Source organism: Streptomyces sp. NPDC043726 (genome assembly GCF_056436565.1).
This window is the reverse complement of the sequence record NZ_JBWKCI010000010.1, coordinates 241,169-266,489: the sequence shown is the minus strand read 5'-3', so window position 1 is coordinate 266,489 and position 25,321 is coordinate 241,169. Positions and strand designations below refer to the sequence as shown.

At 69.3% G+C, this 25,321-nt stretch carries 24 protein-coding genes; 10 read left to right on the top strand and 14 right to left on the bottom strand.

The window, feature by feature from the left end:
- The first annotated feature begins 17 nt into the window (after positions 1–17).
- The 3 genes from arfA (at position 18) to AC068Z_RS28750 (ending at position 3,041) form a co-directional block, all read left to right on the top strand.
- The gene (gene arfA, locus AC068Z_RS28760; RefSeq protein WP_478561708.1) at positions 18–1,532 is read left to right on the top strand and encodes an arabinosylfuranosidase ArfA; all 1,515 of its coding nucleotides are present in this window, start codon (positions 18–20) and stop codon (positions 1,530–1,532) included.
- A gap of 36 nt (positions 1,533–1,568) precedes the next feature.
- Positions 1,569–2,027 (top strand): RrF2 family transcriptional regulator, encoded by a 459-nt coding sequence (locus tag AC068Z_RS28755; protein ID WP_478561706.1) that lies wholly within the window; start codon positions 1,569–1,571, stop codon positions 2,025–2,027.
- A gap of 105 nt (positions 2,028–2,132) precedes the next feature.
- A complete protein-coding gene (locus AC068Z_RS28750; RefSeq protein WP_478561703.1) occupies positions 2,133–3,041 on the top strand; it encodes a sulfite exporter TauE/SafE family protein in 909 nt (302 codons plus the stop codon).
- On the opposite strand, the gene AC068Z_RS28745 is transcribed toward AC068Z_RS28750, so the two are convergent.
- Positions 3,002–4,912 (bottom strand): caspase, EACC1-associated type, encoded by a 1,911-nt coding sequence (locus tag AC068Z_RS28745; protein ID WP_478561700.1) that lies wholly within the window; start codon positions 4,910–4,912, stop codon positions 3,002–3,004. The two genes, AC068Z_RS28750 and AC068Z_RS28745, sit on opposite strands and share 40 nt — an antisense overlap.
- Positions 4,909–5,280 carry an effector-associated constant component EACC1 gene (locus AC068Z_RS28740; protein WP_478561698.1) on the bottom strand — a complete coding sequence of 124 codons (372 nt, stop codon included), beginning with the start codon at positions 5,278–5,280 and terminating at the stop codon, positions 4,909–4,911. The genes AC068Z_RS28745 and AC068Z_RS28740 overlap by 4 nt, the downstream gene beginning before the upstream one ends.
- A gap of 156 nt (positions 5,281–5,436) precedes the next feature.
- Between AC068Z_RS28740 and AC068Z_RS28735 the strand changes: the two genes are divergently transcribed.
- Both AC068Z_RS28735 and AC068Z_RS28730 read left to right on the top strand, forming a co-directional pair.
- Positions 5,437–6,627, top strand: coding sequence for a sialidase family protein (locus AC068Z_RS28735; RefSeq protein ID WP_478561695.1), 1,191 nt, complete (start codon positions 5,437–5,439; stop codon positions 6,625–6,627).
- A gap of 141 nt (positions 6,628–6,768) precedes the next feature.
- Positions 6,769–7,422, top strand: a complete 654-nt coding sequence (locus tag AC068Z_RS28730; protein WP_478561692.1) for a DUF4360 domain-containing protein — start codon at positions 6,769–6,771, stop codon at positions 7,420–7,422.
- Here the strand turns inward: AC068Z_RS28730 and AC068Z_RS28725 are convergent.
- Both AC068Z_RS28725 and AC068Z_RS28720 read right to left on the bottom strand, forming a co-directional pair.
- A complete protein-coding gene (locus AC068Z_RS28725) occupies positions 7,386–7,595 on the bottom strand; it encodes a DUF397 domain-containing protein (protein WP_478561689.1) in 210 nt (69 codons plus the stop codon). The genes AC068Z_RS28730 and AC068Z_RS28725 overlap by 37 nt on opposite strands.
- Positions 7,592–8,428: a helix-turn-helix domain-containing protein gene (locus tag AC068Z_RS28720; protein WP_478561686.1), complete on the bottom strand. Its 837-nt coding sequence runs from the start codon at positions 8,426–8,428 to the stop codon at positions 7,592–7,594. The genes AC068Z_RS28725 and AC068Z_RS28720 overlap by 4 nt, the downstream gene beginning before the upstream one ends.
- Positions 8,429–8,558: 130 nt before the next feature.
- Here AC068Z_RS28720 and AC068Z_RS28715 point away from each other — a divergent pair, with 130 nt between their 5' ends.
- Positions 8,559–9,026, top strand: a complete 468-nt coding sequence (locus AC068Z_RS28715) for an ATP-binding protein (protein ID WP_478561683.1) — start codon at positions 8,559–8,561, stop codon at positions 9,024–9,026.
- A gap of 50 nt (positions 9,027–9,076) precedes the next feature.
- On the opposite strand, the gene AC068Z_RS28710 is transcribed toward AC068Z_RS28715, so the two are convergent.
- Positions 9,077–10,042 (bottom strand): substrate-binding domain-containing protein, encoded by a 966-nt coding sequence (locus tag AC068Z_RS28710; protein ID WP_478561680.1) that lies wholly within the window; start codon positions 10,040–10,042, stop codon positions 9,077–9,079.
- A 219-nt stretch (positions 10,043–10,261) separates the two neighbouring features.
- Between AC068Z_RS28710 and AC068Z_RS28705 the strand changes: the two genes are divergently transcribed.
- Complete coding sequence (locus AC068Z_RS28705) at positions 10,262–11,230, top strand: arabinan endo-1,5-alpha-L-arabinosidase (protein ID WP_478561677.1); 969 nt, start codon at positions 10,262–10,264, stop codon at positions 11,228–11,230.
- Positions 11,212–12,645, top strand: coding sequence for a family 43 glycosylhydrolase (locus tag AC068Z_RS28700; RefSeq protein WP_478561674.1), 1,434 nt, complete (start codon positions 11,212–11,214; stop codon positions 12,643–12,645). Before AC068Z_RS28705 ends, AC068Z_RS28700 begins: the two co-directional genes overlap by 19 nt.
- A gap of 90 nt (positions 12,646–12,735) precedes the next feature.
- On the opposite strand, the gene AC068Z_RS28695 is transcribed toward AC068Z_RS28700, so the two are convergent.
- The 8 genes from AC068Z_RS28695 to AC068Z_RS28660 all read right to left on the bottom strand — a co-directional run bounded on the left by AC068Z_RS28695 (position 12,736) and on the right by AC068Z_RS28660 (position 22,823).
- Positions 12,736–14,223 carry a pyridoxal phosphate-dependent aminotransferase gene (locus AC068Z_RS28695; RefSeq protein ID WP_478561671.1) on the bottom strand — a complete coding sequence of 496 codons (1,488 nt, stop codon included), beginning with the start codon at positions 14,221–14,223 and terminating at the stop codon, positions 12,736–12,738.
- Positions 14,224–14,349: 126 nt separating this feature from the next.
- Positions 14,350–15,495 (bottom strand): aldose epimerase family protein, encoded by a 1,146-nt coding sequence (locus AC068Z_RS28690; RefSeq protein ID WP_478561668.1) that lies wholly within the window; start codon positions 15,493–15,495, stop codon positions 14,350–14,352.
- Between the two features lie 56 nt (positions 15,496–15,551).
- Complete coding sequence (mmsB, locus tag AC068Z_RS28685) at positions 15,552–16,796, bottom strand: multiple monosaccharide ABC transporter permease (RefSeq protein ID WP_478561665.1); 1,245 nt, start codon at positions 16,794–16,796, stop codon at positions 15,552–15,554.
- Entirely contained in the window at positions 16,793–18,343 is a 1,551-nt protein-coding gene (mmsA, locus tag AC068Z_RS28680; protein WP_478561662.1) for a multiple monosaccharide ABC transporter ATP-binding protein, read from the bottom strand. The genes mmsB and mmsA overlap by 4 nt, the downstream gene beginning before the upstream one ends.
- Positions 18,344–18,375: 32 nt before the next feature.
- Positions 18,376–19,488: a multiple monosaccharide ABC transporter substrate-binding protein gene (gene chvE, locus AC068Z_RS28675; protein ID WP_478561659.1), complete on the bottom strand. Its 1,113-nt coding sequence runs from the start codon at positions 19,486–19,488 to the stop codon at positions 18,376–18,378.
- 89 nt (positions 19,489–19,577) lie between these two features.
- Positions 19,578–20,546: a glycosyltransferase family protein gene (locus AC068Z_RS28670; RefSeq protein ID WP_478561656.1), complete on the bottom strand. Its 969-nt coding sequence runs from the start codon at positions 20,544–20,546 to the stop codon at positions 19,578–19,580.
- 118 nt (positions 20,547–20,664) lie between these two features.
- Entirely contained in the window at positions 20,665–21,669 is a 1,005-nt protein-coding gene (locus AC068Z_RS28665; RefSeq protein WP_478561653.1) for a zinc-dependent alcohol dehydrogenase, read from the bottom strand.
- A complete protein-coding gene (locus AC068Z_RS28660; RefSeq protein ID WP_478561650.1) occupies positions 21,666–22,823 on the bottom strand; it encodes a mandelate racemase/muconate lactonizing enzyme family protein in 1,158 nt (385 codons plus the stop codon). Before AC068Z_RS28660 ends, AC068Z_RS28665 begins: the two co-directional genes overlap by 4 nt.
- Positions 22,824–23,055: 232 nt before the next feature.
- Between AC068Z_RS28660 and AC068Z_RS28655 the strand changes: the two genes are divergently transcribed.
- Entirely contained in the window at positions 23,056–23,739 is a 684-nt protein-coding gene (locus AC068Z_RS28655; RefSeq protein ID WP_478561647.1) for an SCO2400 family protein, read from the top strand.
- A 5-nt stretch (positions 23,740–23,744) separates the two neighbouring features.
- On the opposite strand, the gene AC068Z_RS28650 is transcribed toward AC068Z_RS28655, so the two are convergent.
- Positions 23,745–24,158, bottom strand: a complete 414-nt coding sequence (locus AC068Z_RS28650; RefSeq protein ID WP_478561644.1) for a MarR family winged helix-turn-helix transcriptional regulator — start codon at positions 24,156–24,158, stop codon at positions 23,745–23,747.
- A gap of 89 nt (positions 24,159–24,247) precedes the next feature.
- On the opposite strand from AC068Z_RS28650, the gene AC068Z_RS28645 reads away from it, so the two are divergent.
- Positions 24,248–25,270 carry an NADP-dependent oxidoreductase gene (locus tag AC068Z_RS28645; RefSeq protein ID WP_478561641.1) on the top strand — a complete coding sequence of 341 codons (1,023 nt, stop codon included), beginning with the start codon at positions 24,248–24,250 and terminating at the stop codon, positions 25,268–25,270.
- The last annotated feature ends 51 nt before the right edge of the window (positions 25,271–25,321 follow it).

Here is a 25,321-nt window from a genome sequence, read left to right as displayed (position 1 = left end):
CCCTTCGAAAGGCGACCATGCACACCGCCCGCTTCACCCTCGACCCCGCCTTCACCGTCGGTGAGGTCAACCCCCGGCTCTTCGGCAGCTTCGTCGAACACCTCGGCCGCTGCGTCTACACCGGCATCTTCGAACCCGACCACCCCACCGCGGACCCCGAAGGCCTCCGCCAGGACGTCCTCGACCTCGTCCGCGAACTCGGCGTCACCGCCATCCGCTACCCCGGCGGCAACTTCGTCTCGGGCTACAAGTGGGAGGACTCGGTGGGCCCGCGGGAGGACCGCCCCCGCCGCCTCGACCTCGCCTGGCACTCGACGGAGTCGAACCGCTTCGGCCTCTCCGAGTACATCGACTTCCTCCGCAAGGTCGGCCCCCAGGCCGAACCCATGATGGCCGTGAACCTCGGCACCCGCGGTGTCCAGGAGGCCCTGGAGCTCCAGGAGTACGCCAACCACCCCTCCGGCACCCGCCTCTCCGACCTGCGCCGCGACCACGGCGACAAGGACCCCTTCGGCATCCGGCTCTGGTGCCTGGGCAACGAGATGGACGGCCCCTGGCAGACCGGCCACAAGACGGCCGAGGAGTACGGCCGTATCGCCGCCGAGACCGCACGGGCCATGCGCCAGCTGGACCCGGCCGTCGAACTCGTCGCGTGCGGCAGCTCGGGCCAGTCCATGGAGACCTTCGCCGAGTGGGAGGCGACGGTCCTGAAGGAGACGTACGACCTCGTCGACTACATCTCCCTGCACGCCTACTACGAGCCGGTGGACGGAGACGTCGACTCCTTCCTCGCCTCCGCCGTCGACATGGAGTCCTTCATCGAGAACGTGGTCGCCACCTGCGACCACATCGGCGCCCGGCTGAAGTCGAAGAAGAAGATCAACCTTTCCTTCGACGAGTGGAACGTCTGGTACCTCTCCCGCTGGCAGGAGCAGGCGACGACGTTCGCGCAGGACGACTGGCCGGAGGCCCCCCGGCTGCTGGAGGACAACTACAGCGTCACCGACGCCGTCGTCTTCGGCTCGCTCCTGATCGCCCTGCTCCGGCACGCCGACCGCGTCACCGTCGCCTGTCTCGCGCAGCTGGTCAACGTCATCGCGCCGATCATGACCGAGCCCGGCGGCCCGGCCTGGCGGCAGACGACGTTCTTCCCGTTCGCCCAGGCCGCGCGGTACGGCCGGGGCCAGGTCCTCGACGTACGGGTGGACTCGCCGACGTACGAGACGCGGAAGTACGGCGAGGCCGATCTGCTGCACGCCACCGCGGTGCGCGCCGAGGACGGCACGGTGACCGTGTTCGCGGTGAACCGCGGCCGTACCGAGGCGCTGCCGCTCGAAGTCGCGCTGAACGGGCTGGACTTGACGCGGGTCGTCGAGCACAGCGTGCTGGCCGACGCCGACCCGGACGCCCGGAACACGGCCGGCGAGCCCGAGCGGGTCACCCCGCACGCGGGCGAGGGCGCGGAGCTCACGGACGGCCGCCTGACCGCCGTACTGGAACCGCTGTCCTGGAACGTGATCCGGCTGGGCTGACGCCGGGCACCCGCGACAGCGGGGACAATGGGTCGTATGAGGATCTCGGCACGGGCGGACTACGCGGTACGGGCTGCACTGGAGCTCGCCGTACGCCAGGACGACGGACCGGTGAAGGCGGAGTCCATCGCCACCGTGCAGGACATTCCGCACAAGTTCCTGGAGGGCATCCTCGGCGACCTCCGCCGCGCCGGTCTGGTCGACAGCCGGCGCGGCGGCAACGGCGGCTACCGGCTGGCCCGGGAGGCGTCGGAGATCACGGTCGCCGATGTCATCCGGGCGGTCGACGGCCCCATCGTCTCCGTGCGCGGGGTCCGGCCGACCGGCCTCTCCTACGGCGGGTCCGCCGAGCCGCTGCTGCCGCTGTGGATCGCGCTGCGGGCCAACGTCCGGCGGATCCTGGAGGGCGTCACCATCGCCGACATCGCGGCCGACGCGCTGCCGGAGTCGGTGAAGTCGCTGGCCGCGGAGCCGGCCGCCTGGGAGAACCCTTAACCCCGTTCTCAGCTCGCGCTCAGTTTGATCCCTTAGCGTCCCGTCCCGTCGTCATTCCTACTCAGCAGGTAGGAAAACCAGCGACGGGACAGGGATGGGAACTGCATGCGCACGCTGATACTGCTCGCTCTCGCGGGCCTGGGCGCCCAGCTCGTGGACGGCAGCCTCGGCATGGCCTACGGCGTCACCTCGACCACGCTGCTGCTGGCCATGGGCACGAACCCGGCCGCCGCCTCGGCCACCGTCCATCTCGCCGAGATCGGTACGACCCTGATGTCGGGCGCCGCGCACTGGCGGTTCGGGAACGTGGACTGGAAGGTCGTCGCGAAGATCGGCGTGCCCGGGGCGGTGGGCTCCTTCCTCGGCGCGACGGTCCTGTCCAGGCTCTCGACCGGGCTCGCCGAACCGCTGATGTCACTGATCCTGCTGGGCCTCGGGCTGTACGTGATGACCCGCTTCACCTTCCGGGGCCTGCCGAAGGACCGTCTGGGCCAACCGCTGCGCAGGCGGTTCCTGGCGCCGCTCGGGCTGGTCGCCGGGTTCCTCGACGCGACCGGGGGCGGCGGCTGGGGTCCGGTCGGTACGCCCGCGCTGCTGGCCAGCGGCCGGATGGAGCCGCGCAAGGTGATCGGCTCGATCGACACGAGCGAGTTCCTGGTGGCCGTCGCCGCCAGCCTCGGCTTCCTGCTCTCGCTCGGCTCGCAGGGCGTCGACTTCGTATGGGTGGCGGCCTTCCTCATCGGCGGCCTGATCGCCGCCCCGATCGCCGCCTGGCTGGTCCGCCTGCTCCCGCCCCGGGTCCTCGGCTCGGCGGTCGGCGGCGTCATCATCGTCACCAACGTCCGCACACTGCTGAACAGCGACTGGCTAGCGACCCCGCCGGTCGTCTCGACCCTCGTCTACGTCCTCCTGTACGCAGCCTGGGCCACCGCCCTGACCTGGTCGATCCGCGCCCACCGCGCCGAGCGAACGACTCAGGAGACGCCCTTGGAGACGTCCACGGCCAGTGTGTAGAGGCGGGTGATCTGTTGGGGGTTGTCGTTGTCGTCCGTGATCAGGTGCAGGGGCCGGCGGCCCTGGTGCGGGCCCTTCGTCAGGGGGTGGCCGAGTGCCATGCCCTCGGCGTTGTCCAGGAGGGGGTTGACCTGTGGCTGTCTTGCCGGGGCGCCGGAGGAGGGGCAGTCGCCGAGGTCGACCAGTTCGTGCTTCGCCGCGAAGGCGGTGGGGGGTGCCTTTTCCAGGGACGGCATCTCGGTGACGTCCGCCAGGCCGGTCAGTGACACCTCGTAGACGCGGATGCTGTTGCCCTGGCCCTCGGTGTAGCCGCGTTCCAGCGCCAGGAAGCGGTCGCCGTCGCCGGTCGGGGTGAGGTCGGCGAGGCGCAGGCCGGAGTCGGTCTCGTAGGCGATCTGGCCGTCCACCCGGTACGCGCCGCCCGGCTCGCCCGTGTAGCGCAGGATGCGGATGCGGTTGCCGCCGCGCCAGGTGCCGTCGCGGCCGAGGGGGTCCTCCAGACCGACGTAGAGCCGTCTGCCGTCGGGGGACAGGGCGAGGGACTCGAAGATCGCGCCGCGCTGGGCGTCGCCTCCCGGTGCGCTGGCCCGGAAGGCCTGCGGGACCGGGAGTTCGTCCAGCAGCTTTCCGGTGGTCAGGCTGTAGCGGCCGATCGAGGGGGCGTACTCGGAGGCCACCAGGACGGTCTCGCCGCCCTCCTCCACGGCCAGCGCCTCTCCGTCGAAGCCCTGCGTGCCGTACGGGCTGCCGTCCCGGCGCAGCAACTGCGTCAGGCCCGTGAGCCGGGGCTCGGGGGGCTCGCCGGGGTCGCCCAGCGTCATTCGGAACAGCACGGGTGAGGAGTTGTCGGCGAGGGAGAGGGCGGTGCCGCCGTCCTGTGACACCGAGAGGGAGGAGAGGCCGACGACGCGCCGGCCCTGGAACGTGATCTTGTCCAGGCGGTCGGAGAAGCCGATCAGGGAGGCCTGGGGGGAGCAGATGTCGGAGGGGAGGTTTCCGGCGTCGGCGGCGAGCAGGCCGACGGGGACGACGGCGGCCAGGGCGAAGGCCGTACGGCGCTTCCAGCGCGGGCGCGGGGGAGGGGGCAGGAACCGGTCCGGCGGGAGCGGATGGGCGAGGTTGCGGACGAAGGGCAGCTGGCCGACCTGGTTGTTGTCCTGCTGGCGGGGGGTGGGCCGGCCGCGGTGGTCGAGGGAGCCGCGGACCTCGCGGTAGATCGCGTCCAGCGTCAGGTACGGCCGGATCGGCTGCCCCTCGCGGCCCGGTATCCCCTCGCGCAGGACCCGTACGAACTCACCCGTGAACGCCGTGCACTCCTCACCGCGCGGGGCCAGCGCCCGGACGTTGGAGGCGGCGGAGGTCAGCAGATAGCTGCCCGCCATGCCCTGGACGTCCGCGACCGTGCGGAGCGGGGTTCGGGTCTGGGCGTCCATGTCGCCGAGGGCGCGTCCGCTGTAGCAGCAGTCCAGGATGATGACCCGGCGCCGGGCCCGGTTGTGCTGGCGCAGCGCCTCGCGGACCTCGCTGTACAGCACGGCCTTGTGCGGGAGTTCCTCCGCCGAGCCGGTCATCGTGAGCCGCAGGGCGCCGAGCGGATCGACGAAGCCGTGCCCGGCGTAGTAGACGATCAGCGTGTCGCGGGCGGACTTCGCGGCCTGGACGACGGGATCGATCAGGTCGTCGGAGGACTTGGGGTCGAGGACGACGACGCACTTGTCGGCGGGCAGTCCCCAGATCGCCCGGTCGGTGAGCGCCTCCTTCATCCGGGTCAGGTTGCGCGCCACCGTGGGCAGTTTCGGCATGCTCCGGTAGGCGGCGACGCCGATCAGTACGGCGGCGGAGGCGCCGGGGTCGGGCAGCGCCTCGGTCACGCCGTGCCGTCCGGCGGGCCGTCCATGTCCCGCAGCTCACGCAGGAACTCCTCGACCTCCTCGGGGCTCGCGTCGGGCCGCAGGGTGGCGCGCCGCCCGTCCCGCTCGACGACGACATGCGACCGGGGCCGCCGGGCCCGCCGGAACTCCACGATGATGAAGCCCAGGGAGGCCACCTGGAACACCGTCTCCACGACCAGCTGGATGAGGTCGAAGGCGTCGCCCATGTCGGAATCGCTCGGCGGGAGTCGGTTCCGCAGACTGATCTCGGCATCGAGCCCCGACTGCCGCTCCGCGAGCAACCAGTCGTAGAGCTGCTTGAGTTCGCCACCGTCGGGATCGTCGGGCAGCCTGAGCTGGACGTCCATCGCCCTTCCTTCGCCCCCTGCCGGGTCGGGCCAACTCCCCTGACCCTCAAGAGAGTTTGAGATCAGAACAAGCATACGGTGACTCCAGGACCGGCTGTCCCCTCTGACTGGAGAGCAATGAGACGTTCCCTGCCGAGCCTTCGCGCGGGTGGGCTCGTGACCGGTGTGGTCGGCGTCGCCGTCGTGGTGGGCCTCGCGCTGCCCTGGGGAGACCGTGCCGACAGTGCCGATGACGCGGCGGGGCGAGGATGTGGCTCCTCCGTGCCGTACACCTCGGGGGCGGGGGGTTACGGGAGTTACCGCATACCGGCCGTCGTGCGGGCCCGGGACGGGGCTCTGCTGGCCTTCGCCGAGGGCCGGGTCGGGGGGAAGGAGGACCACGGGGACATCGACGTGGTGCTCAGGAGGTCGGAGGACGGCGGGTGCACTTGGGGGCCGCTGCGGGTCGTCGCGGAGGGGGACGGGGACACCCGGGGCAATCCCGCGCCGGTCGTCGATCCCCGGACCGGGAACGTCGTGCTCGTCACCTCGTACCACCGCGGTGGCATCACCGAGGCTCAGATCCTGCGCGGTGAGGCCGCGGCGGAGCAGGGGCGGCGGGTCTTCGTGCAGACGAGTGAGGACGGCGGGCGCTCCTTCTCCGAGCCGCGGGAGATCACGTCGGCGGTGAAGCGGCCGGACTGGCGCTGGTACGCCACCGGGCCGGGCCACGCCGTCGCGCTGACGCGCGGGGAACACGCGGGGCGGCTCGTCGTCCCGGCCAACCATTCCGCCGCGCCGCCACCCGGGTCGTCGGACACCGGCCAGGAACCCAAGTATTACGGGGCGCACACGATCTACAGCGACGACGGGGGCCGCTCCTGGCAGCTCGGCTTCGTCGACGACTCCTACGAGGGCACGCACAACGCCAACGAGTCGACCGCCGCCCAACTGCCCGACGGACGGCTGTACTTCAACGCCCGGAACCAGAAGGGCACCGCCCCGGGCAACCGGCTCGACACCTACTCCAGTGACGGAGGCGCCGGCCTCGACCGGGGGTATGCCGAGCAGGGCTCGCTCAACGACGTTCCCCTGGTGGAGGGCAGTGTGCTGCAACTGGCCGGGGAGAGAGGCGATCTGCTGTTCTCCGGGCCCTCCGTGCCCACCGATCGTGCCGCCATGGCCCTGTGGAGCAGCTCGGACGGCGGGCGGTCCTTCGGCAAGGCGCTGACCCTGTCCTCGCGGAAGGCCGGGTACTCGGACCTCGTGCAGGTCGACGGCGAGAGCGTGGGGCTCCTGTACGAGACCGGAGTCCGGACGGCCTACGAGACCATCGAGTTCCGGCTGGTTCCGCTGAGCGCTCTGTGAATGGCCAAAGTTCGACCTGCCCATGTCAAGTCAGGCTTCCTACGATGCGGAACGCCTCCTGCCTTCACAGAAACACCACAGGTTCTTCAAAGGTGAACCAAGGGTCGGAGGCGCAGCCACCCCCCAACCCAAGGAGAAGCCATGGCGCGTGGACTTCTGCTGAGCGGCGCCGCGCTCGCCGCTCTCGTCGCCGCCGCACTACCGGCGGAGGCGTCGGACCCGTTCGACGACCCGCCCCCGGACAAGATCATCATCAAGGTCGCCACGGTCAACGGCTCCGGCTGCCCCCAGGGCACCACCGCCATCGCCGTGTCCGAGGACAACACCGCCTTCACCGTGACCTACAGCGACTACCTGGCCCAGGTCGGCGGCAACTCCGACCCGACGGCCTTCCGCAAGAACTGTCAGCTCAACCTGGTCGTGCACGTGCCGCAGGGCTTCACCTACGCCGTCGCCAGCGCCGACTACCGGGGCTTCGCGTCACTCCAGCCCGGCGCGAGCGCCATGCAGAGAGCCTCGTACTACTTCCAGGGCTCACCGCAGACGGCGTACCGCAACCACCCCTTCACCGGCCCTCTCACCGACAACTGGCAGGCCACGGACAGCACGGAGTGGGCGCAACTCGTGTGGGCTCCCTGTGGAGTTCAGCGCAACTTCAACATCAACACCGAGCTGCGGGTGAACGCCGGCACGTCCTCGCCGGCCAAGGTCAGCTTCATGACCATGGACTCGACCGACGGTGACATCAGCACCGTCTATCACCTGGCGTGGAAGGAGTGCCCCGAGACCGACTGACCGCCGGCGAGGAATGCGGTCCAGGCGGCCGGGGAGACGGTGAGCCGCGGCCCCTGACGGTCCTTCGAGTCGCGGATGTGGATGGCAGCGGCGGTGACGGCGACTTCTACGCAGTCGCCGGAACCGCTGCTGCTATAGCTCGACTTGAACCATGCCGGCTCGCTGGTGCTCATAGGTCTCCTCGCAACCGCCGCAACAGGCTCACGGAGTCCTCGGGTGAGAGAGCCTGCGCACGCATCCTGGCATACCGCCTCTGGAGGACGCCCACCACCTTTGAGTCCGGGATGAGCTGGCCGCATTCCGGACCCTCGATGTAAGCGAACCACCTGTTCTCGGCTGTCTCCAGGAGCTGCATGGGGCCGTGCAGCCCGGCATGCGATTCCCGCATCACCGGCATCATCTGGATCTCGACGTTCCGTAGGGCGCTGATCTCCAGGACGTGATCGATGAGTTCTCGCGTGACGCCGACCCCGCCCGTGTGCCGCAGGAACAGGTGCTCTTCGAGGATGAAGCTGAACTCGGTGTTCGGCCGCTCCCGCAGCAGTCGCTGGCGCTCTGCCCGCGCTTCCCACTGTGCCTCGATCTGCTCGTCGGTCAGCGGCGGCAACTGGTCGTCGAACAGTTGGCGAGCGTACGCCTCCGTCTGCAACAGCCCTGGGATCAACCGGCACTCATAGGTGCACAGCGTGATCGCGGTCGCCTCCAACCGAGCCCACCGCCGAAACCAAGCCGCCAACCCCGGCTGCCGAGCCAGGTGCTGTGCCGCCTTGCGTAAGGCGCCCGTGTTCCCCAGTGCCGGCTCCGCCCGGTCCGCGAACGTCGGGTCCGGCATCCTCCGGCCCAGCTCCAGCGAGGCCACCATGTGCTTCGACAGCCCCACCTCCTCCGCGAACTCCTCCCGGCTCAACCCGGCATGCTCCCGCAGCGCCTGCACGACCGCCCCGAACGTCCGCAGGCTGTCCGACGTCTCCGGCTCGCCACCCGTACCCACCGCGCCATCGACCACTGCCGATCACCTCCCCTCGGCATGGTCACGGTCAGTCATGCGTACTGTCCACCCCGTCACCGCGTACGCTCGCGCAGCGTACGCGCCGCCGACCTGGTGAAGAGCCCCGTTCGGCCGCCAGATTGGGGGCATGCTCGTACCGCGCACCCCCCGACCGCCGGTTACCGTACGTGTGTTCACCCAGCGCCTCACCGCCACTCCGCGCGGCGCCCGCCTCGCCCGTCACCTCACCCAGAGCCAGCTGCATGTGTGGGGCATCCCGCACGGCACCGAGGTGTCGGACGCCGTGGCGACGATCGTCGCCGAACTGGCCGCCAACGCCGTGACCCACGGCCGCGTGCCCGGCCGGGACTTCGAGTTGCGGCTGTCGCTCGTCACCGGGAGCGTCCGGGTGGAGGTCAGCGACACCTGCGCCGATCGGCGTCCGCCCGCGCCGGTGGACGTACGACCCCCGTGTCCGCTCGACGAGTACGGCCGTGGACTCGTCCTCGTCCAGGCGCTCGCCGACCGCTGGGAGGTGCTGGAACGGGAGCCGCCCGGCAAGACCGTCCGCGCGGAGGTCGACGTACCGAAGTGGCTGGCCGTGTTCGGGCACTGAACAGCACGTATCCCGCCCGCCCCGCGAGGGGACGGACGGGATCAGGGCTGTCAGTTCGGCCGGCACAACAGCGGCCTGTCCAGCTCCGCGCAGGGGCGGTGGCCGTGGTGGCGCAGGAAGCCCGCGGCCACCGAGTCCGCCGGCGGCTCGCCGTAGGTGTAGTCGAACTCGGTCTGCCAGTACGGGTACGCGCCCTCGTCGGCGCCCTCCAGGGTCGCCGGCGAGCCGTCGATCCGTACCCGCACGAGGTCGTCGCGTGCCTGTGCCGCGCCCACCTCGCAGCGGCCCGGCCGGTCCGCCGGCATGCCCGCGCAGCCGGGCGACGTGACCGCGGGGAGGGTCCGGCCGGCGAGGACCTGGCGTTCCAGGGTCGTCCTCGTGCCCGAGCCGAGGTTACGGCTGACCAGGTGGATCGGCACGTCCTTGCCCTTCACCTCGCTCCAGTTGGTGATGGTCCCGGCGTAGATGTCCCGGACCTGCCGCAGGGAGAGGTCCCGTACCCCCGCGTCCTTGTCGACGACCAGGGTGAACAGGGACAGCGCCACCGGGCGCGGGAGCAGTTGCGGGCGGCCGTCGCTCTTGGGGCCGTCGCTGAACGCCAGCCGGTCGCCGAGGCCGGCGACGCTGCCCTTGAAGGTGTCGGCCGTGACGGGGATCCGGGCCTCGGTGCAGACCTTGGTGTACTGCTTCGCCGCCTCCTCGAGCACCGGCGCGAACGCCGTCGAGCCGGACAGGTACAGCGTCCCCTCGGCGCAGTCCAGCGGCATGGCCTCGGCGTCGTCGCGGGTGAAGGTGAGGATCGACTGGGCGGCGGTCACCAGGATCAGCACGGCGAGCAGCGCCCGCACCGGCCGGTTGGCGAACGGGTGGTACTCGGTGTGCTTGATCCCGCCGCCTCGCACCCCGCCCACGATCCCCGCCACCACCTCCGGGTCCGGGAATTCCTCGTCGGTGAAGCCGGGCGCGCGCTGGAGGACCGCGAGCACCTTGTAGTGGGCCCCGCGGTTGAGCTTCACCTTTCGGTGACCACCATGCCGACCACCTCGCGGCCCGGCCGGCCCGAGCAGATGGGAGGCCATGGTGGCCACGGCGGTCCGCCGGGGCCGGAGCGTTCCTGGTTCCTCCCGCGGGTTTCCGGTAGTTGCTGCGCGGACCATTGACGCGCAAGGTGTTCGATTCTACGGTCCCGTCCGAAGTTGCGATCGTTGTTCGACATACAGAACAGGAGCGTTCGCGTGAGCCGCACCAGAACCGCTCTCCTCGCCCTTCCCGCCGCCGTCCTGCTGGCCCTCGTTCCGTCCAGCGTCTCGGCCTACCCCAACCCCGGCACGGTCACGGGCTCCACGGTCGTCCACGACCCCACGATGATCCGCACCTCGTCCGGGCAGTACCTGCTCTACGCCACCGGCGGAGGCCTCGCCAACAAGACCTCCGCCAACCGCATCGCCTTCAGCGCCGGCGCCGACGCCTTCTCCACCCGGCCCGGCTGGTGGTCGACGTACTCCTCCGTCCCGGAGGCCTGGGCGCCGGACATCTCGTACCGCGGTGGCAAGTACCTGATGTACTACTCCGTCTCGAAGTTCGGCTCGAACACCTCGGCCATCGGACTGGCGGGCTCCACGACCGGTCTGCCGGGCAGTTGGACGGACTACGGCACGGTCTACACGTCCGGCTCGTCCAGCGACTACAACGCCATCGACCCGAATCTCTTCGTCGACGACGACGGCAAGTGGTGGCTGTCGTTCGGCAGTTGGTGGACCGGGATCAAGATGATCCAGATCAACCCGGCCACCGGCAAACAGCTCTCCACCAACACCACCCGGTACTCGCTGGCCTCCCGCCCGACCGGCACCAAGGCGGTGGAGGCGCCGTACATCGTGAAGCGGAACGGCTACTACTACCTCTTCGCCTCGTACGACACCTGCTGCGCCGGCACCAGTTCGACGTACAAGGTCAAGGTCGGCCGGGCCACGAGCGTCACCGGGCCGTACTACGACAAGAACGGCGTGGCCATGATGAACAACGGCGGGACCCCGGTGCTGGAGTCCCACGGCCGCTACATCGGGCCCGGCGGGCAGTCGATCATGAACGACGTCGACGGCGACCTGATCGTCTACCACTACTACGACGGCCAGGACAACGGCACTCCGAAGCTCGGCATCAACCTCCTGAACTGGAGCAGCGGATGGCCCGTCGCGTACTGACCCTGCTGGCCGCGCTGGTCTTCGTGCTCGCCCTGGGGCAGACCCCGGCCAGTGCGGCCTCGTTCAGCAATCCCGTGAAGTCGGTCAAGGGCGCCGACCCCTGGATCTCGTACCACAACGGCAACTACTACCTGGTGACGACGAGCTGGACGGACCGGATCACCATCCGCAAGTCCACCACGCTCGCCGGCCTCGCCACCGCGCCCAGCGTGCAGGTCTGGCAGGGCGACGCGGCCTCGCGCTGCTGCAACATCTGGGCGCCGGAGCTGCACTATCTCAACGGCCGCTGGTACCTGTACTACGTCGCCGGGCAGAACGTCAGCGACTACGTCCCGACCCAGCGCACCCATGTCCTGGAGAGCGCGGGCTCCGACCCCCTGGGCCCGTACACCTACCGCAACCAGCTGAACTCGGCCTGGATGCTGGACCCGACCGTCGGCACGATCAACGGTCAGCTGTACCTGTTCGGCAGCGCCGGCGGAGGCACGCAGAACCTGGTCGCCGCGCGGATGTCGAACCCGTACACCCTGGCCACGGGCTTCTCCACGATCTCGACGCCGACATACGACTGGGAGCGCTCGGGCGGCACGGTCAACGAGGGGCCGGAACTGCTCCAGCGGGGCGGCCAGACCTATCTGATCTACTCCGCGAGCGGCTGCTGGACCCCGGACTACAAACTGGGCCAGCTGAGACTGACGGGCAGCGACCCCTTGTCCGCGTCTTCCTGGACGAAGAAGTCCACGCCGGTCTTCCAGCGCAACGACTCGGCCGGCGTCTACGGCCCCGGCCACAACGGCTTCTTCACCTCGCCCGACGGCACGGAGAACTGGATCGTCTACCACGCCAACGACTCGGCGTCGGAGGGCTGCGACAACGGCCGTACGACCAGGGCGCAGAAGTTCACCTGGAACTCCGACGGCTCCCCGAACCTCGGCACTCCGGTGGCCCTGGGCGCGAGCCTGGCGGGCCCGTCGGGAGAACCGTCGTCGGCGTCGACGACGTACACCCTGACCAACCGCAACAGCGGCAAGTGCCTTGACGTGGCGGGCGGTTCGACGGCGGACGGGGCCAACGTCCAGCAGTGGACGTGCACCGGCGGCACGAACCAGCGCTGGCGCCTGGAGGACCTGGGCGACGACACCCATCGCCTGGTGAACGTGGCGACGGGCAAGGTCCTGGACACGGCCGACTGCTCCGCGGCCGACGGCGCGGACCTGCGCCAGTGGAGCTGGCTCAACAACACCTGCCAGCGCTTCCGCTTCGTGGCCACGACGGACGGCTACGTACGGGTGGTGAACCAGGCGACGGGCAAGGTGGCGGACGTGACGGACTGCGGAACAGCGGACGGCACGGACGTACGCCAGTGGACGTGGCTGAACAACAACTGCCAGCAGTGGCGTCTGAATCCTGTCTGACGACGTAGCTGCGGGCAGTCGTGCCGCTGGGGCGGCACGGGTGGGCGCAGCGGCACCCCGCAAGCGCGGGCAAGCGCACCCACCCCACGGTCACCCCATCCCGGCCGCGTTGGGCCACCCCCCAGCATTCGGCCACCCGGTAGCCGGGGCAGGCGCGAGCCCCGGCCCGGTCGTCCCACGGACCTGCGCCGCCGTAAGCCCTCCACGGGCCGGAACACCAGGCGGCGTAGGCCCGACAGCCGCAGCGGCAGGCATCGGCATCGGCATAGGCGCCGCGGGCATGGGCGCTACAGGCATCGGCGCCGCAGGCACAGGCATCGGCTCCGGCACAGGCGCCGCAGGCATCGGCTGCGGCATAGGGATACCCGCCCCGTTCGTGGAGCCGACCAACCGATCCACGGCCGCCGTACCCGAGCTGTAACTGGTCCCTGTAGCCAGCTCGGGCACGGCGGCCGCTCCCCTCCTGGTCCCGTAGAGCACCTGTTCCAGACCGGACACCAGGCGACGCACGTCCGTCTGGGGGCGCACCACGAGTCTCAGGAAGCGGCTGGACGAGCCGATCTTGTTGCCGCACTCACGGACCAGGATCCGGTGCTCGGTCAGCAACCGGTCCCGGACCACCGTGCCTTCGGCACCCACCGGGAGTCGTACGAACAGGAAGTTGCCCTGCGAGGGGTACACCGTCAGGCCGGGCAGCGCCGCCAGCTGGCTCGCCATGTCCAGCCGGTCCCGGCGCACCTGGTGCAGGCTCTCCGCGTACTCCTGACCGTGGTTCTTCAGCATGAAGACGACATGCTCGGCGAAGGCGTTGAGGTTCCACTTGGGGAGCATGGAACGGACCCGCCCCGCCAGGGCGGGGTTGGCGACGAGATAGCCGAACCGTATGCCGTGCAGCCCGAAGTTCTTGCCGAGGCTGCGCAGCACGATGACGTTGGGCCGCAGCATCGCCTCCTGCACGACGGACGGCTCCGCCTCCGCGTCGGCGAACTCCAGGAAGCTCTCGTCGATGACGACCAGGTCCAGATCCGCCATCGCGTCCATGAACTGCGTGATCGCGTGCCGGTGGAGGAAACCGCCGTCGGGGTTGTTGGGGTTGCAGATGACCGCGACACGGGTGCCGCGGGCCCGGATGAACTCGGCGTACTGCGCGAGGTCGAGGGCGAAGCCGCTGGACTCCTGGAGCGGGAACATGTCGACCCGCTTGCCGGTCTCCATGGGCTGGTCGGTCCAGCGGCCGAAGGTGGGGACGGGGATGGCGAGGGACTCCCGGACGAGCAGATGGTCGATCCAGGTGATCAGCTCGGTCGAGCCGTTGCCCATCGCCACCGCCTGCGGCGGCAGTTGCAGGAGGTTGCACAGCTCGGCCGTGATGGTGTCCGCGCTGCTGGGGTAGTACGTGATGATGTCGCGCAGCCGGCCCGCCATGTCGTCGAACATGGCGGGCGTGGGGAAGTACGGGTTGCACGGGATGCAGAAGTCGATCGGCCCGACCCCGTCACCGCCTTCACGGGTCAGCGAAGCCATCGAAGGGCTGTGCGCCGCCGTGCTGCGGAACAGCGAGGTGACGTTCTCAGCCAAGGCAACCTCCGTGTCTGGGTGGCCCGTGCGGGGGAGCACGGGCCACCCTTGGATACGGATGCCTGTGTGGTGCTGTTCAACCTCTGTGGATTTGTTGGGAAGTTGTGAACACGCTGTGACGCAGGGTCACGCGCCGAACGAGTGCACCGTCGTCGTCCGGTACGTCTGCCCGGGGCGCAGCACCGTCGACGGGAACGACGGGTGGTTCGGCGAGTCCGGGAAGTGCTGCGTCTCCAGGCACAGGGCGTCGCCCTGCCGGTAGGTCCGGCCGGAGGGGCCGGTCAGGGTGCCGTCGAGGAAGTTGCCGGAGTAGAACTGCAGGCCCGGCTCGTTCGTGGCGATCTTCAGGGTGCGGCCGGAGGCGGGGTCCCGCAGGGTGGCTATGTGCTCGGGGCGGGCGGTGCTGCCCTTGTCCAGCACCCAGTTGTGGTCGAAGCCCTTGGCGGTGACCAGCTGCGGGTGCGAGACCCGGATGTCCCGGCCGATCGGCTTGGCCTTGCGGAAGTCGAAGGGGGTGCCGGCCACCTTGGCCAGCTCACCGGTGGGGATCAGGCCCGAGTCGGTGGGCGTGTAGCGGGAGGCGGCGATCGTCAGCTCGTGGTCCTCGATCGTGCCGCTGCCCTCGCCGGCCAGGTTCCAGTAGACGTGGCTGGTGAGGTTGACGACGGTGGCCTTGTCGGTGGTGGCCTCGTAGTCGACGCGCCAGTCGCCGGAGCGGGTCAGGGTGTAGGTGACCTTGGTCTTCAGCGTGCCGGGGTAGCCCATCTCGCCGTCGACGCTGGTGTAGTACAGGTACAGGCCGACGTCGGAGCCCTTGGTGAACGGCTCCACGTCCCATACGCGCTTGTCGAAGCCCTGGGTGCCGCCGTGCAGGCTGTTCGCGCCGTCGTTGACGGAGAGCTGGTAGCTCTTGCCGTCGAGGCTGAACTGCCCCTTGCCGATGCGGTTGCCGTAGCGGCCGATCAGCGCGCCGAAGTACGGGCTCTTGGCGACGTAGTCCTCGAGGTTGTCGAAGCCCGCCGAGACGTTGGTGTAGCGCCCGCGCCGGTCCGGTATCTCCAGGGACTGGACGATGCCGCCGTAGGAGAGGACCTTCAGGCGGGTGCCGCCGTTCTCCAGCGACCAGCTGTGGACCTTGGTGCCGTCGGCGAGCTTGCCGAAGAGCGTCTTCACCGGCCTGTGCCCTCCCGTGGCATGTGCGGTGCCGCTCACGGCGGCGGTGACACCGGCGGCTGCCGCCCCGGCGATGAGGGTGCGTCTGTTCAGTTCCATGCAGCGGCTCCTGCGATGTGAAGCGGGCCCCGCCTTCCGGCGGGGCCCGAGCTGACTTACGAACCGACCTTGCGCTTGTTCCACACGTCGAACCCGACCGCCGCCAGCAGCACAAGTCCCTTGATGACCTGCTGCCAGTCGGTGCCGATGCCGACGAGGTTCATACCGTTGTTCAGCACGCCCAGGACCAGACCGCCGATGATCGCGCCGAGCACGGTGCCGACACCGCCGCTCATCGACGCGCCGCCGATGAACGCGGCCGCGATGGCCTCCAGCTCGAAGTTGAGGCCGGCCTTGGGCGAGGCCGCGTTGAAGCGGGCGGCGAAGACCAGACCCGCCAGGGCCGCGAGCATGCCCATGTTCAGGAAGACCAGGAAGGTGACCTTCTTGTCCTTCACACCCGACAGCTTGGCCGCCGGGAGGTTGCCGCCGATGGCGTAGATGTGGCGGCCGATGATCGCGTTGCGCATGACGTAGCCGAAGCCGACCAGCAGCACCCCGAGCACCAGCAGGACGTACGGCGCGCCCTTGTAGCTGGCGAGCAGCATCGTGAGGGTGAGGATGGCGGCGCCGATCGCGACCAGCTTCAGCAGGAAGAGGTTGAACGGCGGGACGTCCAGCGCGAACTCCTGCTGGCGGCGCCGGTCGCGGAACTCCTGGAAGATCACGAACGCGATCATCGCGAGACCGAGCAGCAGGGTGAGGTTGTGATAGTTGGTGTCCGGGCCGACCTCGGGCATGAAGCCGTTGGAGACCTTCTGCAGCCCCTCGGGGAACGGTCCGAGGGTCTGGCCCTCCAGGAAGATCTCGGTCAGTCCGCGGAAGATCAGCATGCCCGCGAGGGTGACGATGAACGAGGGTATGCCGCCGTAGGCGATGAAGAACCCTTGTACCGCGCCCGCGAGCGCGCCCATGGCCAGACAGAGGAGGACGGCGACCGGCCAGGGCAGATCGTTCTTGACCATGAACACGGCGGCCATCGAGCCGATGAACGCCGTCAGTGAGCCCACCGACAGGTCGATGTGGCCCGCGATGATGACCAGCATCATGCCGATCGCGAGGATCAGGATGTAGCTGTTCTGGAGCACCAGGTTGGAGACGTTGCGCGGCAGCAGCAGGTCGCCGTCGGTCCACACGGCGAACAGCACCACGATCAGGCCGAGCGCGAACAGCATGCCGTACTGCCGCATGTTGCGGCGCATGCCGTCCAGCACCAGTTGGAGCAGGCCGTCTCCGGTGGCCGAACCGCCCTTGCCGGGCGGCGCCGGGGCCGGCGTCTTGGCGGTCACATCCGTGCTCATCGGGATACCTCTTTGTCCTTGGTCATCTGGCGCATCAGCGATTCCTGCGAGGCCTCGGCCCGCGTGAACTCGCCGGTCAGCCGCCCCGCGGCCATCGTGTAGATGCGGTCACACATGCCGAGCAGCTCCGGCAGCTCGGAGGAGATGAAGACGACCGCCTTGCCCTGGGCGGCCAACTGGTCGATGACGGTGTAGATCTCGTACTTGGCGCCGACGTCGATCCCGCGCGTCGGCTCGTCCAGGATCAGCACGTCGGGACCGGCGAAGATCCACTTGCTGAGGACGACCTTCTGCTGGTTGCCGCCGGACAGCTTGCCCACCGGTTCGAAGACCGTGGGCGCCTTGATGTTCATGGACTTGCGGAAGCCCTCGGCGACCTGCCGCTCCCCGTGCTCGTCGACCACGCCCCGCTTGGCGACCTTGCCCAGCGCGCTGAGCGAGATGTTGCGGTTGATGGTGTCGATGAGGTTCAGGCCGTAGTGCTTGCGGTCCTCGGTGACGTACGCGATGCCGTTCTTCACCGCCTCGGGGACGGTCTTCGTACGGATCTCCTTGCCGTCCTTCAGGACCGTGCCGCCGTGGTAGCGGCCGTAGGTCCGTCCGAAGACGCTCATCGCCAGCTCGGTGCGGCCCGCGCCCATCAGCCCCGCGATCCCGACGATCTCCCCGCGGCGCACGGCCAGGGACACATCGTCGACGACCTTGCGCTGCTGGTCGATCGGGTGGTGCACGGTCCAGTTGCGGATCTCCAGGGCCGGGGCGGCGCCCTCCTCCGCCTCGTGCGGGGTGCGCTCGGGGAAGCGGTGCTCCAGGTCCCGGCCGACCATCCCGCTGATGATCCGGTCCTCGGTGGTCTCCTCGGCCTTCACGTCGAGGGTCTCGATGGTCCGGCCGTCGCGCAGGATCGTCACCGAGTCGGCGACCTTGCGGATCTCGTTGAGCTTGTGGCTGATGATGATCGAGGTGATGCCCTGGTTCTTCAGCTCCAGGATCAGATCGAGCAGCTTGCCGCTGTCCTCGTCGTTCAGGGCCGCGGTCGGCTCGTCCAGGATGAGCAGCTTCACCTTCTTCGACAGCGCCTTCGCGATCTCGACCAGCTGCTGCTTGCCGACACCGATGTCAGCGACGCGTGTGTCGGGGTGGTCGCCGAGCCCGACCCGGCGCAGCAGCTCGGTGGCGTGCCGCAGGGTCTCGGTCCAGCTGATGATCCCGCGCGTGGCGTGCTCGTTGCCGAGGAAGATGTTCTCCGCGATGGAGAGGTAGGGGATCAGCGCCAGTTCCTGGTGGATGATCACGATGCCGTGATGCTCACTGGCCCTGATGTCCTTGAACTCGCAAGGCTGTCCCTCGAAGAGGATCTCGCCCTCGTACGTGCCGTGCGGGTGGACGCCGGAGAGGACCTTCATCAGGGTCGACTTGCCGGCGCCGTTCTCCCCGCAGATGGCGTGGACCTCGCCCTGCTGGACGGTCAGAGTGACGTCCGACAGCGCCTTGACGCCGGGAAAGGTCTTGACGATCGAGCGCATTTCCAGGACGGGTCCCGCCATGGTCGTGCCTTCCAATCAGTGGGTGACGGCGGTTAGTTGAGGTCGCTTTCCTTGATGTAGCCGGAGTCGACGACCGTCGCCTTGTAGTTGCCCTTGTCGACGCTGACCGGGTCCAGCAGGTAGGCCGGGACGACCTTGGAGCCGTTGTCGTAGGTCTTGTCGTCGTTGACCTCGGGCTTCTTGCCGTTGAGGACGGCGTCGACCATGTTGGAGGCGACCTTGGCGAGTTCGCGGGTGTCCTTGTAGACGGTCATCGACTGCTCGTCGGCGATGATCGACTTCACCGAGGCGACCTCGGCGTCCTGGCCGGTGACGATCGGCAGCGGCTTGGACTTGGAGCCGTAGTCGTCCGACTTCAGCGCCGACAGGATGCCGATGGAGATGCCGTCGTACGGCGAGAGCACCGCGTCGACCCGCTCGCTCTTGTACGCCGAGGTCAGGATGTCGTCCATGCGCTTCTGGGCGGTGCCGCCGTCCCAGCGCAGGGTGGTGACCTGGGTGAGGTTGGTCTGGCCGGAGCGGACGACGAGCTGCTTCTTGTCGATGTAGGGCTGCAGGACGTTCATCGCGCCCTGGAAGAAGTAGCGGGTGTTGTTGTCGTCGTTGGAGCCGGCGAACAGCTCGATGTTGAAGGGGCCCTTCTTCGAGCCGTCCTTCAGGCCGAGCTTCTCGACGATGTAGGTGCCCTGCAGCTCGCCGACCTTCTCGTTGTCGAAGGAGGCGTAGTAGTCGACGTTCTCGGTGCCGAGGATCAGGCGGTCGTAGGAGATCACCGGGATGTCGGCGTCCTTGGCCTGCTGGAGCACGTTGTTCATCGACTTGTTGTCGATGGCCGCGACGATCAGGGCCTTCACGCCCTGCGTGATGAGGTTCTCGATCTGGGAGACCTGCTGATCGGGGTCGTCCTCGCCGTAGACCAGCTTGGTCTTGTAGCCCATGTCCTTGAGGTGCTTCTCGACGTTGTTGCCGTCGGCGATCCAGCGCTCGGAGGACTTGGTCGGCATCGCGATACCGATGGTGGCGCCTTCGGTGCTCCCCTTGCCCTCCTCACTGCCGCCCTCGGAGTCCTGGCCGCAGGCGGTCAGGGTGAGGGCGAGGGAGGCGGCGGTGGCTATGGCGGCGAGTGCGGCTCGGCGATTGCGCATGGTCATCTTCCTTGATGTCTCAGCACGACTGGGTGTGTGGGATTCTGTTTGGCTGCGTCGGCTTCTGTGAAGAGGTGGCGTCGAAACCTTTATGAAGATGTTTCGAAACGTCGCAGATTGCCGGGCAGCCGGGAGCCCAGGGGGGCCATGTCCCCGTCGGCGCCGTGCCGGGCGAGGAGGTCCAGGGCCAGTCGGCCCCGGCGCACCCGCTCCTTGGCGGTCGACAGGGTCAGCTCGCGCAGGTGATGGCCGTAGGGGTAGATCCCGGGGGCCTTCGACAGGCCGAACTTCAGATAGAGCGGTGCGCCGCGCCGGATCAGCTCGGCGACCTCGTACATGCGCACATAGCCGCCGAGATCGTCGGGGGCCTCGATGTACATGTCCATGGGGGCGGCGGACACCCGCCGGATCTCGGTGAGGTGATCGAGCGTCAGATCGCTGGGCACGTTGACGGAGTCGGCACCGAGCCGCTCGTACACGGCGTACGCGGCCGGGTTGACCGGACCGATGAGCGCGCTCACCTTGAGCGTCGTGTCCGCCGGGATGATCCCGGCGGTCCGCGCCCGGTGCAGGGTCCACAGCACGCCCTCGTCGGCGACGAGCAGGCACTTCACACCCAGCTCCGTGGCGCGTACGGCGTCCTCGACGCACCCGGCGACGGCGTCGTGTCCCCGGGCGCGCAGTCCGGCCCCCCGCGAGTCGGTGCGCGTGGAGCCGCCGATGTCCCAGGTGCCGCGCGGCCCGGTGAACAGGCAGAGCTCGATGTCGCGTTCGGCGGTGGCCTCGACCATCTCGGTGATCTCCGAGTCGGTGAGCATCCACACCCCGCTGCCCTGGCTGATCCGGTGGATCGGCACATCGAGCCGCGAGGCCTCCTTCAGGACCACGGCCAGCGCTTCGGGACCCTCGCAGGAGGGAATCTCGGTGCGCCAGCGGCCGCCGCCCGGGAAGGCGTGGGGCGAGGCGTCGTCGGGGGAGAGCTCGGGCGCGCCCAGGCCGAGGGCGGCGAGCGCCTGCTCACCGGGTCGACGGGCTGCCGTGGCGGAAGCGTCGGTCACAAGCTGTCCTTCTTGTTCGATATACCGGACGAAGTTCGCGGCTTTGGGTAGGGGAAGACGGAGTGGTGGGTGTACGCCGGTGCGGGGGCCGTCAGGTAACCCCCGCACCGGCGTACGGTCAGGGGCGCAGGAGGACCTTGCCGACCTTCGGATCGCCCGACCCCACCAGCTCGATGGCGCGCGCGAACCCGTCCAGCGGCAGCTCGTGCGTGACCAGCGGCAGCGGATCGAGCAGCCCCGCCGCGAACACCCGCGCCGTGTGCGCCCAGGCCTCCGGCGGCGCCCCGAACACGGTGTGCACCTCCAGCTGCCGTACGACGAGATCGGTGGGGTCCAGACCGAGCGCGCCCGGCGCCGGGATCCCGGTCAGGACCAGGCGCCCGCCGCGCCGGAGCAGCCCGGCCGAGACCCGGGCGGCGTCGGCGGAGCCGGCGGTCTCGACGACCACGTCGAAGTCGTCCGGCAGGTCCTGGTCCTTGGTGCGGAAGTCGGTGGCCCCGAACTCCCGCGACAGCACCTCCCGGTCCCGCCGGGTGCCCACCACCAGCAGCTCGCCCGGCGAGCCGGCGCGCAGGAACTGCACGGCGAACATGCCGAGCGTCCCGGTGCCGACCACCGCGACCCGCTCGCCCGGGCGGGCGTTCGCCTTGATCGCCGCGGCGGCGATACAGGCGGCCGGCTCCAGCAGTGCGGCGGCCGTCAGATCGCAGTCGTCCGGCAGGACGTGCAGCAGCCGCGCCGGCAGGGTCAGCGTGCTCGCCATGGCACCGGGCTGGGTGAACCCGGTCTCCTCGTACCCGGCGGTGCACAGCGTGGTCTCACCGGCGTGGCAGCGGTCGCAGACCTGGCAGTTGCGGAAACCTTCCCCGACGACCTTGCGGCCGACCAGCTCCGCGGGGACTCCGGCGCCGACCGCCTCGACGGTACCCGACCACTCATGACCGGGGGTGAGCGGGTAACGGACGTACCCCTCGGGCCGGTTGCCCTGGTAGACCTCGCGGTCGCTGCCGCAGATGCCGACCGCGTGGACGCGGACCAGCGCCTCGCCGGCCTCGGGCCGCCGCGGTTCGTGCGAGGTCAGCCGGTGCTCGCCGGGCGCCTCGACGACGACGGCGGAGCTCACTGCGTGCCCTTCGGCTTGCGCTGCTCCCAGCCCTCGGCCCACAGGTCGAACCGGGCCTGCTGCTGCGGGAACTCGGCGGCGGCGTCGGCGTCGAACTCGACCCCGAGACCGGGGGCGTCGGAGAGGTGGAAGTACCCGTCGACGACCTGCGGGGCGCCCTTGACGACCTTCTTGATGTCGGCGTCAGCGAAGTCGTTGAAGTGCTCCAGGATCTTGAAGTTGGGCGAGGTGAACCCGACCTGGAGGGAGGCGGCGGTCAGCACGGACCCGCCGACGTTGTGCGGGGCGACCAGCATGTAGTGGGTCTCCGCGGTGGCGGCCAGCTTCCGCGTCTCCCAGATGCCGCCGATGTGGCCGACGTCGGGCTGGATGATGTCGACGGCCTGGCTCTCGAAGAGCTCGCGGAACTCGATCCGGTCGTGGATCCGCTCACCGGTGGCGACCGGCATGTCGACCTTGGCGGCGACCTTCTCCAGCGCCTTGAGGTTCTCCGGCGGGCAGGGCTCCTCCAGCCAGGCGGGCTTGAAGGGGGCAAGCTCGTTGGCGAGCCGGACCGCGGTCGAGGGGGAGAAGCGGCCGTGCATCTCCAGCATCAGCTCGGCCTCGGGGCCGATGGCGTCCCGCACGGCCTCGATCAGGGAGACGGCGTACAGGGTCTCCTGGTGGTCGAGCTCGAAGTGCCCGGTGCCGAAGGGGTCGATCTTGAGCGCCTTGTACCCGCGCTCCATCACGCCCTGGGCCGCCTTGTGGTACGCCTCCGGGGTGCGCTCGGTGGTGTACCAGCCGTTGGCGTACGCCTTGACCTTGTCGGTGACCTTGCCGCCGAGCAGCTGCCAGACCGGCACGCCCAGCGCCTTGCCCTTGATGTCCCAGCAGGCCATCTCGATGACGGCGATACCGGACATCACGATTTCACCCGCGCGGCCGTAGTCGCCGTACTTCATCCGCTTGACGAGGTCTTCCACTGCGAACGGGTCGGAACCGAGAATGTGGTTGGCCTCGGCCTCCCGCAGGTATCCGATCAGCGCGTCGGTGTGGCCCAGCATCCGGGTCTCGCCGACTCCCGAGATCCCCTCGTCGGTGTGCACCTGTACGTAGGTCAGGTTGCGCCACGGCGTTCCGACCACGTGTGTGCTGATTCCGGTGATGCGCACGGCAGTTGTCCCTTGCTGCGTCGTCGGCTCGTTGCGTGTGTTCGAGATTTCGACACACGTTCGAAATGCTGACGTGACAGTAGGGAGCGGGCGGCGGGGGTGTCAATGGGTCGAACGCATAACGGTTTCGGGCTTTTCGAAACCTCGGCGCACCGGAGAGGATCATTCCGCACACAACTTTCACAGGCGGCCCTATGAACGTTGTCTGTGCGGAACTTAGTCTTCCCGCGTCATGGACTACTGCCACCCGTGCCGACGGCACCTGAATGGCGCCCTCGCCTGCCCGGGCTGCGGCGCGCCGGTCGAAGAACTCCGCGCGTACGCGAGCGAAGAGGCGTCGCGCGCGCCGGAGGACCCCTACGAGCCCGAGGCCGAGGTGGAGGAGGAGTCCCGCCCGGAAGCGGGTGCCGGCACGAGCCGACGGGACCGCAAGGCGGCGGCACACCGGCGCCGGCGCCGCCGCACCCTGCTGATCGCCGCGGGCTTCCTGCTGGCCGCGGGCGGCCTGAGCCTCGCCGAGCTGGGCATGGACGCCCCCGGCTCCTCACCGGCCCCGGCCGCGGCGGGCGACGCTTCGGTGGACGGCGGCGCGAAGGAGGAGGCGACCGATCCGGCGGAGCCCATCAGCAACTCCGAGGACGAGGTGTGGGGCTCGGCGTCCCCGAGCACCTCGGCGTCCCCGTCACCGTCCAAGTCCGGCGAGGAGTCCGAGAAGCCGGAGGACAAGCCGACGAAGGAGCCCCAGTCGTCGACGACGGAGGGTGGCGTCCAGCCGGGCACTACGGCGGCCCCCGAACCGACGCAGGCGGATCCGACGCCGGCTCCGACGGCGGAACCGACGACACAGGAACCGGATCCGGAACCGGAGCCGGAACCGTCGGAGACGTGCACCCGGTTTCTCTGGTGGTGCAGCTGACGGTGCTACGACTCCAGCATCCGTCGCAGTAGACCCCGCAGAGCCAGCCGCTCGTCATCGGACAACCCGGCGAGCGGCTCGCGCGCGAACCGGAGGGACTCACGCAGGCTACGAGCCACCCGCCGCCCCTCGGCCGTAGCGGCGGCCACCTTCACCCGCCGGTCCGCGGGATCGGGCCGCCGCTCCACGAGCCCGCGTGACTCCAGCCGGTCGACGATCCCGGTCACATTCGACGGCTCGCACTTCAACCGCTGCGCCAGCTTCCGCATCGGCAGCGGCTCCAGGGACAGCAACCCCAGCAACCGAGCCTGCGCCCCGGTCAGCGCATGCTCAGCGGCAGCTTCCTCGTACTCCTCGTGGTACCGCGCCACGACCGACCCGATCAGGTCGACGACCTCCAAGGTCAGCTCATCAGCCATGTCGTCCAGCCTAACCCGATGCTTGACATCCTGAAATATTCAGGCGCATGGTTGTTTCAGGTACTGAAGTATTCAGGAAGGTCACCCCCATGTCCGAGACCCCCGCCCTCCCCGCCGTCAGCCGTGAGTGGCACCTGCTCAGCCGCCCGGTCGGCTGGCCGAAGCCCGAGGACTTCGCCCTGGTCGAGGCGGAGATCCGGCAGCCAGGGCCGGACGAGGTGCTGGTGCGGAACGCGTACCTCTCGGTCGACCCGTACATGCGCGGCCGGATGAGCGCCGCCAAGTCCTACGTCGCCCCCTTCGAGCTCGGCAAGGCCATGCAGGGCGGCGCCGTCGGCGAGGTCGTCGCCTCGAACATCGACGGCATCGCCCCCGGCGACCACGTCCTGCACTTCGGCGGCTGGCGCGAGTACGCCACCGTCGGCGCCGCCCAGACCGTCAAGGTCGACGCGAGCGCCGCGCCCCTGTCGACGTACCTCGGCGTGCTCGGCATGACCGGCCTCACCGCCTACGCGGGCCTGCTGCGCACCGCCTCCTTCAAGGAGGGCGACTCCGTCTTCGTCTCCGGCGCCGCGGGTGCCGTGGGCAGCCAGGTCGGCCAGATCGCCAAGCTCAAGGGCGCCTCCCGGGTCATCGGCTCGGCCGGCTCCGACGAGAAGGTCAAGCTGCTGGTCGAGGAGTACGGCTTCGACGCGGCCTTCAACTACAAGAACGGCAAGGTCAGCGACCAGCTGCGGGAGGCCGCCCCGGACGGTGTCGACGTCTACTTCGACAACGTCGGCGGTGACCACCTGGAGGCCGCCATCGGGCAGCTCAACCGGGACGGCAGGATCGCGGTCTGCGGCATGATCTCGGTCTACAACAACACCGAGCCCGCCCCCGGCCCGCGCAACCTCGCCCGGCTGATCCAGACCCGCGGCCGGATCGAGGGCTTCCTGGTCGGCGACCACTACGACCTCCAGCCGCAGTTCGTCCAGGAGGTCGGCCCCTGGGTCGCCTCGGGCGCGCTGAAGTACCGCGAGACGGTCGTCGAGGGCATCGAGAACAACCTGGAGGCGTTCCTCGGGGTTCTGCGCGGCGACAACACCGGAAAGATGATCGTCAAGCTGTAGGGCCCGCCGGGGTCTGTGCTGGATTTCCGGCATGCGGTAACTTCTTTCCGA